The 13,494-nt window shown below is 62.1% G+C and carries 15 protein-coding genes; 7 read left to right on the forward strand and 8 right to left on the reverse strand.

The features are described from left to right. Positions 1–48: 48 nt before the first annotated feature. Positions 49–1,188: a hypothetical protein gene (locus ACFSX5_RS13690; RefSeq protein WP_386834163.1), complete on the reverse strand. Its 1,140-nt coding sequence runs from the start codon at positions 1,186–1,188 to the stop codon at positions 49–51. A 542-nt stretch (positions 1,189–1,730) separates the two neighbouring features. On the opposite strand from ACFSX5_RS13690, the gene ACFSX5_RS13695 reads away from it, so the two are divergent. Together ACFSX5_RS13695 and ACFSX5_RS13700 are read left to right on the forward strand one after the other, a co-directional pair. Next, positions 1,731–2,297 (forward strand): curli assembly protein CsgF, encoded by a 567-nt coding sequence (locus ACFSX5_RS13695; protein WP_386834164.1) that lies wholly within the window; start codon positions 1,731–1,733, stop codon positions 2,295–2,297. Between the two features lie 71 nt (positions 2,298–2,368). Then, positions 2,369–3,403: a CsgG/HfaB family protein gene (locus ACFSX5_RS13700; protein WP_386834165.1), complete on the forward strand. Its 1,035-nt coding sequence runs from the start codon at positions 2,369–2,371 to the stop codon at positions 3,401–3,403. 702 nt (positions 3,404–4,105) lie between these two features. On the opposite strand, the gene ACFSX5_RS13705 is transcribed toward ACFSX5_RS13700, so the two are convergent. Beyond that, positions 4,106–4,888, reverse strand: a complete 783-nt coding sequence (locus ACFSX5_RS13705) for a metallophosphoesterase family protein (protein ID WP_386834166.1) — start codon at positions 4,886–4,888, stop codon at positions 4,106–4,108. Positions 4,889–5,449: 561 nt separating this feature from the next. On the opposite strand from ACFSX5_RS13705, the gene ACFSX5_RS13710 reads away from it, so the two are divergent. Continuing rightward, entirely contained in the window at positions 5,450–5,659 is a 210-nt protein-coding gene (locus ACFSX5_RS13710) for a hypothetical protein (RefSeq protein WP_386834167.1), read from the forward strand. A 329-nt stretch (positions 5,660–5,988) separates the two neighbouring features. Here the strand turns inward: ACFSX5_RS13710 and ACFSX5_RS13715 are convergent, their stop codons facing one another. Next, complete coding sequence (locus tag ACFSX5_RS13715; protein WP_386834168.1) at positions 5,989–6,246, reverse strand: hypothetical protein; 258 nt, start codon at positions 6,244–6,246, stop codon at positions 5,989–5,991. Positions 6,247–6,403: 157 nt separating this feature from the next. Then, positions 6,404–6,607: a hypothetical protein gene (locus tag ACFSX5_RS13720; RefSeq protein ID WP_386834170.1), complete on the reverse strand. Its 204-nt coding sequence runs from the start codon at positions 6,605–6,607 to the stop codon at positions 6,404–6,406. 215 nt (positions 6,608–6,822) lie between these two features. On the opposite strand from ACFSX5_RS13720, the gene ACFSX5_RS13725 reads away from it, so the two are divergent. Both ACFSX5_RS13725 and ACFSX5_RS13730 read left to right on the forward strand, forming a co-directional pair. Continuing rightward, a complete protein-coding gene (locus ACFSX5_RS13725) occupies positions 6,823–7,047 on the forward strand; it encodes a hypothetical protein (RefSeq protein ID WP_386834171.1) in 225 nt (74 codons plus the stop codon). Positions 7,048–7,187: 140 nt separating this feature from the next. Next, a complete protein-coding gene (locus tag ACFSX5_RS13730) occupies positions 7,188–7,370 on the forward strand; it encodes a hypothetical protein (protein ID WP_386834172.1) in 183 nt (60 codons plus the stop codon). Here the strand turns inward: ACFSX5_RS13730 and glmS are convergent. The 4 genes from glmS to ACFSX5_RS13750 form a co-directional block, all read right to left on the reverse strand. After that, entirely contained in the window at positions 7,357–9,180 is a 1,824-nt protein-coding gene (glmS, locus tag ACFSX5_RS13735; RefSeq protein ID WP_386834173.1) for a glutamine--fructose-6-phosphate transaminase (isomerizing), read from the reverse strand. The two genes, ACFSX5_RS13730 and glmS, sit on opposite strands and share 14 nt — an antisense overlap. 98 nt (positions 9,181–9,278) lie before the next feature. Beyond that, positions 9,279–9,530 (reverse strand): hypothetical protein, encoded by a 252-nt coding sequence (locus tag ACFSX5_RS13740; RefSeq protein ID WP_386834175.1) that lies wholly within the window; start codon positions 9,528–9,530, stop codon positions 9,279–9,281. An 87-nt stretch (positions 9,531–9,617) separates the two neighbouring features. After that, positions 9,618–10,190, reverse strand: a complete 573-nt coding sequence (locus ACFSX5_RS13745; protein ID WP_386834176.1) for a tetratricopeptide repeat protein — start codon at positions 10,188–10,190, stop codon at positions 9,618–9,620. A gap of 34 nt (positions 10,191–10,224) precedes the next feature. Then, a complete protein-coding gene (locus tag ACFSX5_RS13750) occupies positions 10,225–11,103 on the reverse strand; it encodes an MJ1477/TM1410 family putative glycoside hydrolase (RefSeq protein ID WP_386834177.1) in 879 nt (292 codons plus the stop codon). Positions 11,104–11,329: 226 nt separating this feature from the next. On the opposite strand from ACFSX5_RS13750, the gene ACFSX5_RS13755 reads away from it, so the two are divergent. Together ACFSX5_RS13755 and pelF are read left to right on the forward strand one after the other, a co-directional pair. Beyond that, positions 11,330–11,977, forward strand: coding sequence for a hypothetical protein (locus ACFSX5_RS13755; RefSeq protein WP_386834179.1), 648 nt, complete (start codon positions 11,330–11,332; stop codon positions 11,975–11,977). Between the two features lie 50 nt (positions 11,978–12,027). Next, entirely contained in the window at positions 12,028–13,494 is a 1,467-nt protein-coding gene (gene pelF / locus ACFSX5_RS13760; RefSeq protein ID WP_386835649.1) for a GT4 family glycosyltransferase PelF, read from the forward strand.

A 13,494-nucleotide genomic window follows, 5' to 3' on the forward strand; every position in this document is an offset into this window, starting at 1 on the left:
GATCTGGGAAAGAAGGGAAGGGGCGAATCGACGCCCCTTCCTGATTCTTTACTGGCTGACTGACAGGTTGTTGTTGCTGCCGTTCTGAATGAAAGGCGCATTGTTGTTGTTGCCAGTCTGCAGGACGGCAACCTGGTTGCTGTCGCCAGTTACTGTGCCCGTGGCCTTGTTGCCGTCGCCCGTTTGGGAAAATGCGAACAGATTGCTGTCGCCAGCTACGCTGTAAGTTACCAGATTGCTGTCGCCGAGTTGATTAACGGTGGCGAGGCCCAGATTCAGGATGGCCGCATTTCCGGTGAAGGTGCCTACGCCATTGTAGTCGCCGCTAAAGCTCAACGTAGCGCTGTTACCAGCGATACCACCCGCCGCATTGTTCTGCACCAGCGAAGCCACAGCATTGCCAGTGCCGGTCTGTGTCACAGAAGCACTGTTCTTGGTGCCATCCTGAGAGGCATCACCCACCCAGTTGGACGATCCACCAGTCTGCAGAACCGTCAACCCATTGTCTGTGCCGATCTGGGTAGCGTAGGTGACAACGTTCCTCAGCCCGTTCTGAGTCAGATCGACGTTGTTACCAGTGCCGTCCTGGGTCAGAACGTAGACCTTGCTACCGGCCTGGTTTGCACCGCCCGTCTGGGTAATCGATGCAATGTTAGCCGCTCCACCCGTGTTGTTCTGGAAGACGTCGGCTACACCCTGATGGCTTGTTCCTGCAACACCGGCCTGGGTGATCGTCAGACGATTGGTCAGAGCTGTTGCATTGTTGGAGGACCTCTGGTTCACGGCGCCAATGCCGTTCCGGTCCCCAGACTGGGTGATGATCAGTTCATTGAAGTTTCCAGCCTGATCAATGCCGTTGTTGCGAGTCCAAACCGGACCGGCTGGTCGTTGTGCGGCCGGAACCCCGTTGTAGCTGTTGGTGGTTCCCACGCCACCCATGTTGTTGGTGGTGCCGATATTGTTGTTGTTCCCATCCTGCAGAACAACAAGCTTGTTCGAGTCGCCAACCTGATTCATCCACCAACCGGCGCTGGACAGACTACCCGCCTGATTGCTGCTGCCGGTCTGGGTGACGATTGCCTCGTTGAGGTCACCGTCCTGATTGATGGGAGCCTGGTTGCTTTGCGCGAAAGCGCCGGTGGTCATTGCTAGCGCGATGGCCGTGGCGGTTGCAAACTTCAACTTCATTCGTCTTCTCCAAGGTGTGGGGAGGTCTCCGCCTCTCCCGTTGATATTGACGTGCGTGTGCCGTCATCGCGACACGCACAGACGCACCGGTTCACCCGCGCCGCCGGCGCTGGCGATAAAGCTCTGGGATTTTGCGGTTCCCCCCCCCGGCCTGTCCCGCAACAGGCTGTCAGCTAATTCTCGGCGCCTAAGCGCTGAGTGGCCCCTCGCTGACAGTCAGACCGTAGCAAACAATATTTTTTAGACAAAGCAGTTTTTAACACATCGTTAAGATGTCTGTTCCTGATGGCGGTTTCGATATACTGCTCGGCCATAGTCGGGCGGCAAGCTGAACTGAAAACGTCGCCATCCACACCTTGTTTACGTGTGCCGAACTGACCCGTGATGGCACGGAAAATGTGGCGTCTGCGCCACATTTCGTCGACATCAGGACGATGCAGTCTTCCTCTCCTTCACACCCGAGCCTGTATTGGACCGCACGGGAGGGCGGGGTAGGACTTTGTTTTTGCAAGGAGAAGCGTGGGTCGCGGTGGCATTCAACAATGCTGTCGTGTCGGGGCTGCACCAAGGCGCCGTGTTATTTCCGCATTGACTTGGAAACACCAACAGTGTCATCCGGAAGATGGGCAACTCGGGTGGGGGAATTCGTGAGACCTTGGATTGTAACGGTGCTTGGAGTGACTGTCTTAGCGGCGGGCTCCGTAATGTGCGCGAGTGCTGCACCATTAATCTACACTCCAGTGAACCCCTCCTTTGGCGGTAACCCGCTCAACTCTTCGCACCTTCTCGGTACCGCTAGCGCACAGCGCACTGCCACTGCCGGTAATCCAGATACTGGGGGACTAGGTGGCGGTGGAGGCGGATTGGGGCAAACGCCTGGCAGTACTGATGCCGACCTGTTCGTCCGGCAGTTGCAAGGCAGACTTCTCTCTGCGCTCGCCAGCCAAGTGACCGAGGCCATCTTTGGCGAGAACCCGCAGGACAACGGCACTGTGCAGTTCGGAGACACCACCGTTACATTCGTACGAACGCTGGATTCAATACGGCTAACAATCGTGGATGCGACGGGAACCACCGAGATTGTCGTTCCCCAGCTGGTTGTGAACTGATGGTGCGGGTGGGCGGAAAAGTGAATTCTATGTCCAGGCTTGCACGCACTTCCACAATCCGTGCAGCTTTGATGGCGGGCGCTGCCCTCCTGCTGAGCGGGTGTGCCACCACCATTCCCAAGGCCTTGGTAGCGGCCCCTATCGTTGCGCCCATCACTGCCCAGAATGCAGACCTCCGCGCTATGCCGGCGCCGACGGCACGGGTCTCGGTAGCTGTCTACGATTTTCCCGATCTTACGGGTCAGTACGGAGAGAGTTCGACCGGCGGCCAGACGCTGTCTCATGCGGTTACGCAAGGCGGTGTATCGCTACTGATCAAGGCGCTCCAGGACGCCGGCGAACGCCGTTGGTTCACCGTGCTGGATCGCTCGCGGCTCGACGACACGCTCAAGGAGCGCCAGATCGTCACTGAGATGCGCCGGATTTACCGGGATGAGGCGGAGGTGCCGGCTAGCGTACTACCGCCGTTGCAGCACGCCAGCATTATCATTCAGGGCGGCATCACGGGCTATGATACTTATACCAAGACCGGCGGTCTGGGTGCGCGCTACCTCGGCATCGGTGCCGATACCAAGTGGCAGCAGGACACGGTGACTATCAGCCTGCGAGCGGTCTCCACCAATACCAGTGAAGTGCTCGCCAGCGTCACCATCCACAAGTCGGTCGCCTCCATCGCCATGCAGGGCGGCATCTTCCAGTATGTGGCCCTCGACCGCATTCTCGAAGTTGAAGCTGGCATGACGCAGAACGAGCCGCGGCAGGTTGCGGTGCAGCAGGCGATCGAGAAGGCTGTATATTCGCTCATCGTTGAAGGCGCCGAGCTTGGAGTTTGGACTTTCAAGGATCGCAGTGCTGGGCAGCGGATGATCGATGCCTATCGCAGCGAGAAGTATGGCGACGTAATTCCGGTCGAAGCCGTGCAGGTGGTGCCGCCAGCGACCCCGAACGCAGCCGCAGTGACGCCCACACGGCCGTATGAGCGTCCGCTTATCCCGGCGTCTGTTCCCGCGCCGGCACCGGCTCCTGCGCCAGCAGCGGCACCGGCACCCGCCGCCGCGCCTCCTTCTGCGCCGCCTCCGCCGGCGGGCGATGAGGTCCTTGGCTAGAAATTGCTGGTCGTCTCCCGGCCTAGCGCGAGCAACGCTTGCGCTGGGTCCCTGGTCGCTGGGTCAGGAGGGGCGGCAGGTCGCAGTTGATCGCGGATGATCGATAAGAGACGTTATCGCACATCTTCAACGAGGCGGGGCGGCTTGGAGGCTGGCTTGGGCCAGCAGTGAATCTGAATCGGGGCTGCTGGAGCACTCCCGCTGGAGATCCTCGATGGCTGGCATATCCCTGCGGTGCCTGCAGCAGGCCAACTTCATCGTGTCAGCGCGAGTATCGCCCGCCCATAGGGCTGCAAGACGTTAGTTCAGGCAGGCTACAAACTCCACGGACGCCGTTTGAGACGGGCTGCGATGAGCTGGCGCGTGAAGGTCACAGGATCCACGAGCCCCGTGCCAGGTGACAACGCAGCCTTGGCCTGACGCGAGGTTCGGGGGGTGGAACAGTGACGTGCGAGAACTGCCCCCACCAGCAGGAGCAAGCCGGCGGGTACAAGCAACGCGAATATGAGTGCTTGCCAGACCATAGAGCAGAGCTAAGCGGCAGCAGCGAGCCAATCAAACGCAACTCTCTATTAACCCTACCTGCTTGGCTTCGCGTTTTAGGGGCCAGCCACCAGCGCACCTGTGTGGTGTTTCTGACGGGGTGACGTTGCACGCACCCGCAAAGACCGATCGGCTCGGAACAGGGCGCCGCCACGTTGGCTAGCGTGGTCCCACCGACAGGAAGCGCGGCTCCTCTCCGGCGACAAGCCGCAGCGCCGTCAGCACGCCGGTGGCGAAGCACCCGGTGTCCACCGCGATCCGTCCCGGCAGCACCAGCGGCTCCGGCACCAAGGTATGACCATGCACCAGGGTAGGACCCTCTCCGCTCCAAACCGCTGCGGGGTCATGGCGCATCCATAACAGGTCCTCTTCTTCTTGCCGCTCAACCGGCACGCCCGGTTGGATGCCGGCATGGGCGAACACATAGCCCGGCATGGTGATGATCACCGGCAGGGTGGCAAGGAAGTCGATATGGGCTGACGGGATATGGCTCGCCAGGATCTGACCCCTAAGCCTCATCGAGGCTGCGACGTAGCGATCGGGCGAAATGCCGTAGCTCGTCAGGGTCTCATCGCCGCCATTGACGAGCCAGTCGCTGGGCAGGGACGGTTTTTCGGCATGCGCTAGCATCATCACTTCATGATTGCCGGCAAGGCAAAGACGCCGGAATCTCCCGGGCGGGGGTTGGAGCAGGTGATCGAGCACGGCGGCGGAGGAGGGGCCCCGGTCGACATAGTCCCCGAGCATGATGATGACCTTGCCATTCGGTATGCCCGCTGCATCCTCTACGATGCGCTTCTCGAGCCGTACCAACTGATCGAGGCAGCCATGAACGTCGCCGATGACATAAAGCGCGGACGGCATGGCCCCGAGATCGACCCTGGGGCGTCGGGGGGCCTTCCTGTCTTTGCCGAACAGCAACCGGGTGAGGCGCGTGATCACGAGTGGTACTCTGACAGAAGAAGCTGCTTCCCTCTAGGCCATTTGCCCTTCGGCAGGCTCCGTGGAAGACTGGTCTCAGCTGTAGTTGCCTTCAGACTCCCCTCTGCCTCGCGATGAGCCTTGCGATGAGCCAACCCCGCGCTAGTCCGAGAGTGGCGCCCGCGGCCTTGCCCGAAGCGTCGTCGAGGCGGTCGTGACGGTCGGTACTGACCTGCTGGAGAATCTCAAGCTCGCAGGCCGAGGAGCAGAACGGCGGCCGCCCACCAGATCCGGCGACGGGTAGGCGAGCGCAAAGAGGAGGCGGGCGGCAGCAAAGGCGCCGGCTCGCTCGATGCCCACTGGCAGGGCCGAGCGTGGGCGACAGCGTTGCAGCGACAATCGCGAGCTGATGCGGAGGATCCTTTGCGTCATCCGCTCGTCATAGCAGCCGGATTGGCAGGTGCGCGATGGCGATACATTTCTTCTGCTTGCACACAGCTGTGGATCCACGGTCGCGAGGACGTTGACGACCTTACGTGATTAGCCCACAACCAGCGGAAAACCGCTGGGGGGCGTCATCGGATGGGAACTGGAAACGAGGTGGAGCTGGCAGCACTGGTGGAGAAGCTCTCCACTGACGAGCTGCCCTCCGCTGCAGCAAGGCTGTTCCGGAAGTGGTGCGAGAGCAGGGGGGATGCGACGCATGATGCGGTCCGCGACTTTCTCGGCGCGGTCACCGCGGAGCAGGACGGCGAAGTGCGCCTCCATCTCGATCACCTCCTGGCTCGCTGACCACGCATTTGCCCCTGTCACTTCCCCGAACGAAGGTGGGCGATTCGGCCGATCAACCCCGCATCACCGCAATTGCGATAAGGGCAGCAAGTGCCCAGCTGGAAACGGCACGGCCAAGCACGAGCTATGTTGGTCGCGGAGCTGGCACACCCCTGTCTTGGTGTTAGCCCTCATCGATCAATTGGCCGGAGCGCGCGCTCTTGCATTCAGCCGCGGGACAAGAAAAACCCGGTCAAACAGGTTGGCCGGGCGAAGGCTTTGGAGCGTCACAGACTGGGTCGTGGTCTGCCTCGCCACCATGGGCTCCTCGAGGCTTGCCGGCAATGGACCTAGGTCTGATGATCTCGATTAATCCTTATGGCATCAGCCGGCTGCTGCGGGGAGACAGAATGGGCCCGATAGAGCCTGACCATGTTGGTGTTTCCCGGCGTGTGCCAGTAGACACGCGCCACCAGATCCCGACGCGTGCCGTTTCGCTTCACCTCGACACCCAGAGCCCTCAGCACCGCCTCTTCCGGCGTTACTGCCTCGACATTTATCCCGGGGACAATGCCGTCGCTCAGCAGGTCGATTACCTCGAACACCATCCTTGAACCCTTGCCAGCTTCGAAGGCGAGGCGGCTGAACTACTGACACCCCTGAACGATCTGCCCTGACCCTTCTTGCCTGGCGCATCCGGCAGGAACCGAGTGAACAAGCCGGCAGCAGCTCGTCAAAGTCGAACGACCGAAAGCTTGCCGCCGGTCAAACCTGGTCGGCGGGTTCGATGCTCGCCACCGCCCGCTCGAGGACGGAATAGTCTGTGGTCTCTTCGGAATAGGCGGCGGCGCGCCGGCGCACGACCACAAAGCCGTCGCTGCACAGGTCAGCTGACAGCCGGCGCAACTCGCGGGCGTCCTCGACAATGATTGCCTGCCCCGAATGGAGCGTGATCCTGTATGCGGCCATGTTTCTTCCTATCCGCTGCAGGATATAGACGGTTCTGTTTGAGCAAACCCTAACGTTCAGCCAAAACTCCGCTACACCCGCCGGCCGCGCATCCAGTCACCAGCGTGACCGGTAACTGCGCCCGGGACATTGATGGGGGTCAATGAACTCGACCCAGCGCCGGCGCCTGATGCCGGGTATTGTCTGCCGGAGACCCGATCATGTCGGAACACGTGATGGCTAGCCCTTTGGACCCGATATCCGGCCGCTTCCGCCTCGACGAACTGCCCCGGATCGCGCCATGGGTTTATGAGGAGATCACCGAACTCGGCTCCGTGGCCGTGAGGACCCAGATCGTCGAGCTTGGCTACAGCCAGGATGAGCCGCTTGCCATGGCCACATGGGTCAAGGTCATCGGCCGGTGCCACTCCGAGCTGTGGCACAACTTCGGCGAGCCCTGAGGCGCCTGCACCAAACACACCAGGGCTGTTGCCGCAGCCAGCGCCCGGATGCCCCCGATTTCCCGTTCATTGCCCACCGTCAATGCCGCCAGACGCGGCAGCTGGCAGCCTCGCAGGATAATGAACGGCGAGGATTTGAAATGACCAAACTATCCGCCCAGGACAGCCAAGGCCCCGAGACGCTTCGGCAGGTTCCCAGCTTCGACCCATGGGAGCTCAAGTTTCAGGAGCATTTCGCTCCACCGCGCCTCGACCAGAAGCCGCAGGCGGCGAGCCCCGGGCCCTCCGCCTGGGCGGAACGGCACCTCATCACTCAACGGTAACCGACTTAGCAAGATTGCGCGGCTGGTCGACATCAGCGCCCAGCTGCGTCGCCGTGTGATAGGCAAGGAGCTGCACCGCCACCGCGCTGATGATGGGGCTCAGCGCCGGATCGGTTGTGGGCAGCGTCAGGATGTGGGCCCCGAGCGCGGTACCGGCACTCCTGCCCGCCTCGTCGGTCACGAGGATGACCGGAGCGCCCCGCGCGGCGACCTCCTGCATGTTCGAGAAGGTCTTCTCGCTCAGCTCGTCCGACGGCGCGAGGACCACTACCGGGACAGCCTCCTCAACCAGTGCTATGGGGCCGTGCTTGAGCTCGCCTGCCGCATAGCCCTCAGCGTGGATGTAGGAGATCTCCTTGAGCTTCAGCGCGCCCTCGAGCGCGATGGGATAATGGAGGCCACGACCAAGGAACAGCACGTTGCGGGCTCTGGCGAGCACCCGCGATACACCCTTGAGCTCGTCGTCGAGCTCAAGGGTTGCCGATATCGCCGCGGGCAACCGGCAAAGGGCCTCGAGCAAGCTGTCCAACCGCTCTTGCTCGATCGTTCCTCGGTCACGGGCCGCCTGCAGCGCGAGGCCCAGAAGAACAGTAAGCTGGGCGGTGAACGCCTTGGTCGATGCAACACCGATCTCGGGTCCGCACATCAGCGGCAGGGCAACGTCGGCCTCGCGGGCTATGCTTGATTGGGGGACATTCACGACAGCGATGACGTGCTGGTCCGCTGCGCGGCAATATCGCAATGCCGCCAGCGTGTCTGCCGTCTCACCCGACTGGGAAATGAACAAGGCGAGCTCGCCAGGATCAAGGGGCGGCTCCCGGTAGCGCATTTCAGACGCGATCTCGACCTGCACCGGTAGTCTGGCAAACCGTTCAAACCAGTATTTGGCGGTCGCTCCCGCAAGATAAGCCGTGCCGCAGCCGACAATGGACACCTGCTTGAGATCGCTGAACCGGAAGGGCAGGGCTGGGGGCGGGAGCAGGGACATGCTCGGGCGGTCCAGGATGGTGCCGATAACCCGCGACAGCCCCTCGGGCTGCTCATGAATCTCCTTGAGCATGAAGTGCCGGAACGGCCCCTTGTCCGCCGTAGTCTGGGTGGAGACGATCTGGTGCAAGGGTCTTGTCACTGGACCGCTCTTGGCATGAAGCCTTGCCCCTTCCGGCCCCAGCACTGCCCAGTCGCCATCCTCGAGATAGGTGACCCGCTCAGTGAAGGGTGACAGAGCCAAAGCATCGGAGCCAACAAACATCTCACCATCGCCGTGACCAATCGCCAGGGGTGAGCCATGCCGTGCGGCAATCAGGAGTTTGTCCTGAGCCTCGAACAGAAACACCAGTGCATAGGCGCCCTTCAGCTTGCCCAGCGTGGATTCGACCGCCTCTTCCGCCGACAGGCCGAGGTCCATTGCGCGGGTAACCAGCAGCGCCACGACCTCGCTGTCGGTCTGACTTGCCGGCAAGTAGCCGTCGCCCGCAAGGTCCGCCAGCAGCGTACGGTAGTTCTCGATGATTCCGTTGTGTACGACTGCCACGCGTTCGGTCGCGTGTGGATGGGCGTTGAGTTCCGTCGGCGCCCCATGGGTGGCCCAGCGCGTGTGCCCTATGCCAGTCGTTCCCGAAAGAGGAGTCTCGGCCACGCGCGCCGCGAGGGCCGACAGCTTGCCTGATGCGCGACGCCGGTCGATGCGGCCTTCAGCGAGCGTTGCAACACCGGCACTGTCATAGCCACGATATTCGAGCCGCTTCAGTCCGGTTAGCAGGCGCTCTGCAACAGGGTGTGCGCCCGCGATCCCTACGATTCCACACATCTGCCTTCTCCCAGCAATGCTCGGATCAGCAGAGCGCGACCGTCAGCAGGCTACATTGACGAACGTCAAGCTGTGCGGCCTTGTCAGGCAACAGTGGGTCAGTCTGGAGGGCGAGGAGGCGGGGTGAGCAGCTGGCCGGAGCGATAGGTCGTGCTCATATATTCGAGCTGTTCGCGCAGTTCACCGGAATGGTACTGCGTGATGCGACGGTAGAATTCGTAAACGCTTGAAGCCGACTCACCCTGCGACTGCCACCAGGCCTCGAGCAACATGGCGGCCACCTCGGGCAACTCCTCTGGTGCAAGCTTTTCCATGAGCGCGCGCAGTTCGACTTCCCTTGCGGTATCCACTCTACCTTCCCCGCCATTGCGAAGCGCAGTGAGGGCTGCAAGTGTGGCAGGAAACAGGCGAAGTCGTCGGTTGTGTTGCAACTGTGCTCAGGGCAGGTTGATACTGGGAAAGGTGAACCAGGGAGCATGCCAGGTCGCTGCGGCGGCCATCACATCCGGCTTGACGTTTCGCAGGTGCTGCCAGCGCAGGATATCATCGGAGCTCGCATGCCCCGCCTTGATGGCGCGATCGAGCAAGCTGAGCTCCCCCTGCCACTCCCCCATGAGCCGGTAAAGCAGGCGAAGCTCGTCATAGAGCGCCTGGGTCGGGCGCAGGTCATAAAGCCGCCGCGCCGCTTCCAGCTGACGCCGCTGGTCATGGACCTGCCCGTAGAGGGCCGTCAGTCGCGGCAGAGCTGATCCGGCATGCACGGGGTCATTTGCGAGATGTTCAAGCAGGGCGGCGGCGTGAGCAAGTTCGCCCCTGTCCAGGTACAGCTCGGCAAGGAGCGAACGTTCGTGGCTGGTGAATTCGCCGTCGGCCCGGCTCGCTTCCAGCAGCTTCAGCGCCTCGTTCGTCCGCCCTTCCGAGATCATTGCGACAGCCTTCTCCTCAGTACCTGGCAACATGGCGAAGGCACCGGCGATGGTGAGTACCCCAAGTGCGATTGCCAGCAGCAAGGAGTAGTCCCGGCTGGAGTTGCGGTCCGGCAAGCTATCTGGAAAGGGCATAGACATCGTCGAGCTCTCTTTGTGCGAAATAGATCGGCACGCCCAATTGCTTCGCGTAACCGGTGGCAGTCGCCATGGCCGTCGGATCCCGGAGATACTCAACCAGGAAGACGGGCTTGCCCTCATTCAGCAGCGTCATGATGTGCCGCAGGCTGGCGCGGATTTCCGACTTGCTGTTCGGCACGCCGTCCCCATCGACGCCGTAGAACAGGTCCTCCTTGGCGAAACCATCGAGAACACGGCGGTACTCCGGGTCCGCGAGAAGCTCTTCCCCGTTCTGTGCCACGACCAGAAAGGCGGGGTTCCGCATGCGAGCGTAGGCTGAAAGGCGGCCGACGAGTTCGCGCATGCGGTCTTTGCCACTTTCCTGCGCGCCCCCCTCAGCGAAAGCGTCCACCCTGTCGAGATAGACACCGTCAAAGCCGGCGGACTGGATCTGGTCCAGGTAGGAATTGGGACCGCCGAACAGGATGGCCTGCCATTGTGGGTGCCAGAAATCCACGTGGTAGTTGCCCGGCCATTCGGGGTTTTCCTCCCCAAGCCAATCAGGCGGGGCGTAGCGCCAGTCGCGATGCCAGTAGAAGCGGTAATCCTCTGCTTCCCCGATGCTGAGATAGGCCAGCACGATTCGGCGTGTTCCGTCAGGCTTGAGGCGCATTCTGGCAACGTCGTTCCGGTCCAGAGGCAGCGTGGACCCATTCTGGGCGAAGTCTACAACGGCGACGTCTGCGGCGCTGCGAGCGATCCGCGACGGCACAAGATCCTGCAACTGGTAAATCCAGGACGTGGCGGCTGAAAGCTCCCGAACTCGCATCGGTTCTTCGGCGATCGCTTCCGTCGGACTGAACACGGCCAGCATCATGGCGAACACCCGCACCAAACCAGGCAGAACAGGACGGTGGGACGGCATCATCATCTGTCGTTAGGACCGTTGGCATGCCTTCTCAGCGCCATGCCATGCTGGTGCGACATCACTGAAACGGCATTGATGGTCGTCAATGTCGCCGCAGCCTGCTGGTCCTAGCAGTTCCAGCACCATGGACCCAGCCGTCGGGCTCCTGGCTCATCTGCTCCGGGAGGTGCTCAAGATGACTCTTGCTTCCGATCTCGGCCGACCCCCTGCGGGTCAGTTGTCCACGCTCCACGCCGTCAAGGCCGCAGTGTTGTGCTGCAGCATCGTTTTGGTTGCACTGACCCTTGCCGGGTCGGACTGGCGCTATCTGGTGCTGGGGCATCTCACGCTGGTGTCGCTGCTCGCCGCCCTCATTTGGCTGCTGGAGCTCTTCCACCGCTCCTCCGCAGAACTGCAGACTTTCACGCTGCTGTTTGCGGTCTTTGGCCCCATGGGCGGCATTGCCGGGCTCCTGGCAGACCAGAAGGAGCTGAGAGCGGATCGAAGAGAGCTGGAGCAATGGTACGACGTGATCGCCCCGCGCAGCGCTGCGGCAGTAACGCTGGTGGACCGGATACGCGATGGCCGTCTGGTCCGGGGGGAAGCCGCCTTGCCCCGTCCATACCAGGCGCTGCTAACCAACGGCTCGATGGAAGAAAAGCAGGCCCTGCTCGCCTACCTGGCAGCCAGTGAAGAACCGGCGGTTGTGCACGCCGCTCTCTCGCAGGCGCTGAAGAGCCCTGACCATCGACTGCGGGTGCAGGCTGCCGCCGTCGCGGCACATACCCGCCAGCGCCAGCGCCAGAACGCCCGGACGTCCCGCAATGCCAGTGGGAGGTCGTAGTGTTGGGTCTTGTTCCGCGTCACCTGGGCAGGGCACAGCCTGTCGCTGATGTGTGCCTGATTGCGGAGGGATGTTACCCTTACGTCGCGGGCGGCGTGTCGACCTGGACGGACTGGCTCATCCGCTCTCAACCGCAACTGAACTTTCGCGTGCTGGCAGTGCTGCCGGCCCCACCGGCTGGGGGAGCGCTGTACCCGGCGCCTCCCAACCTCGTCGGAATAGATCACGTCCTTCTTGATACCGACCGGCTGGGACGGGAGCGGCAATGGCCGGATGCCTCCCCCGGACATCTCGCTCTCCTGCTCGATCGGTTGCTGTCGGAGGGAGACGAGAGCGCCTTTGCCGAAGTGCTGCGTCTCACCGGACCGATCAACCGGAAAGTGGCCCTAGAGGTGCTGCTCAATTCGGAGAACGCCTGGCAAACCATCTGTGCACACTATGTGACCATGCCACATGCCGATTTTCTGGGCTTCTTCTGGGCCTGGCGAGCCCTGGTCGGTGGCCTCTATCGGATGATGACCTGCAGCCTCCCCGCTGCAAAGGTCTATCACGCACTCTCGACCGGTTACGCTGGGCTGCTTGGTGCAAGGGCCACGATCGAAACAGCGCGCCCGTTGCTGATCACCGAGCATGGGATCTATTCCAACGAGCGGCGTATCGAGATCCTGATGGCCGACTGGATCGCCAACAGTGTCGACCGCGGACTTGACCTCTCGGACGACCGGCGCGACATCCGCGACTTCTGGGCTCGGGGGTTCGAGAGTTTCGCACGCGTGGCCTACGCGCAGGCGACTAGGATTGTCTCTCTTTACGAGGCCAATCAGGCCTTTCAGTACGGGCTTGGCGCCCCGCCGCAGAAGCTGGCGATTATTCCCAACGGCGTGGACATCGACCGGTTCGGCAGCATCGCCCGGCGCGCTCATGATCGACCGACCATTGCCTTCATCGGTCGTGTTGCTCCCATCAAGGACGTTCAGACTTTCATCGACGTCGCTGAACTGCTGTATGAGGAGATCCCCTTTCTGCGCGCCCTGGTCATGGGGCCCATGGACGAGGACCCCGACTATGCCGAAGGGTGCCGCCGGGAAGTTCAACGACGCGGGCTTGAGGATACGGTTGAGTTCACCGGACCAGTGAACGTCCGGGACCATCTGGGCGAAGTGGATCTGCTTGTGCTCACCAGCATCAGCGAGGCACTGCCCCTTGTTGTCCTCGAGGCCGGTGCTGCCGGAATCCCTACGGTTGCAACCGATGTGGGTGCTTGCCGGGAAATGATCGAGGGGCAAGCTGGCCCGCTTGCCGGGATCGGCGCAGGGGGGATGATTGCGGCGGTAGGGGCGGCTGACGAAGTCGCATCTGCGGTTGCGACCCTGCTGTGCAACAGATCACTGCTTGCCCGTTGCGGCGAGAACATGCGTCTCAGGGTGCATGCCGCTTACCGGGACACCGCAGTCGCTGCCGCTTACCAGACACTCTACAGCGACTGCCTCAACCAAAACGATCGCGCGGTGGCTTGA

Source organism: Devosia albogilva, assembly GCF_042685625.1.
GTDB classification, from domain to species: Bacteria; Pseudomonadota; Alphaproteobacteria; order Rhizobiales; family Devosiaceae; genus Devosia; species Devosia albogilva.

Coding starts and splice junctions, on each gene's coding strand:
- ACFSX5_RS13690 (WP_386834163.1), bottom strand. CDS start 1,188: ATGAAGTTGAAGTTTGCAACCGCCACGGCCATCGCGCTAGCAATGACC.
- ACFSX5_RS13695 (WP_386834164.1), top strand. CDS start 1,731: ATGCTGTCGTGTCGGGGCTGCACCAAGGCGCCGTGTTATTTCCGCATT.
- ACFSX5_RS13700 (WP_386834165.1), top strand. CDS start 2,369: ATGGCGGGCGCTGCCCTCCTGCTGAGCGGGTGTGCCACCACCATTCCC.
- ACFSX5_RS13710 (WP_386834167.1), top strand. CDS start 5,450: ATGGGAACTGGAAACGAGGTGGAGCTGGCAGCACTGGTGGAGAAGCTC.
- ACFSX5_RS13715 (WP_386834168.1), bottom strand. CDS start 6,246: ATGGTGTTCGAGGTAATCGACCTGCTGAGCGACGGCATTGTCCCCGGG.
- ACFSX5_RS13720 (WP_386834170.1), bottom strand. CDS start 6,607: ATGGCCGCATACAGGATCACGCTCCATTCGGGGCAGGCAATCATTGTC.
- ACFSX5_RS13725 (WP_386834171.1), top strand. CDS start 6,823: ATGGCTAGCCCTTTGGACCCGATATCCGGCCGCTTCCGCCTCGACGAA.
- ACFSX5_RS13730 (WP_386834172.1), top strand. CDS start 7,188: ATGACCAAACTATCCGCCCAGGACAGCCAAGGCCCCGAGACGCTTCGG.
- glmS (WP_386834173.1), bottom strand. CDS start 9,180: ATGTGTGGAATCGTAGGGATCGCGGGCGCACACCCTGTTGCAGAGCGC.
- ACFSX5_RS13750 (WP_386834177.1), bottom strand. CDS start 11,103: ATGATGCTGGCCGTGTTCAGTCCGACGGAAGCGATCGCCGAAGAACCG.
- ACFSX5_RS13755 (WP_386834179.1), top strand. CDS start 11,330: ATGACTCTTGCTTCCGATCTCGGCCGACCCCCTGCGGGTCAGTTGTCC.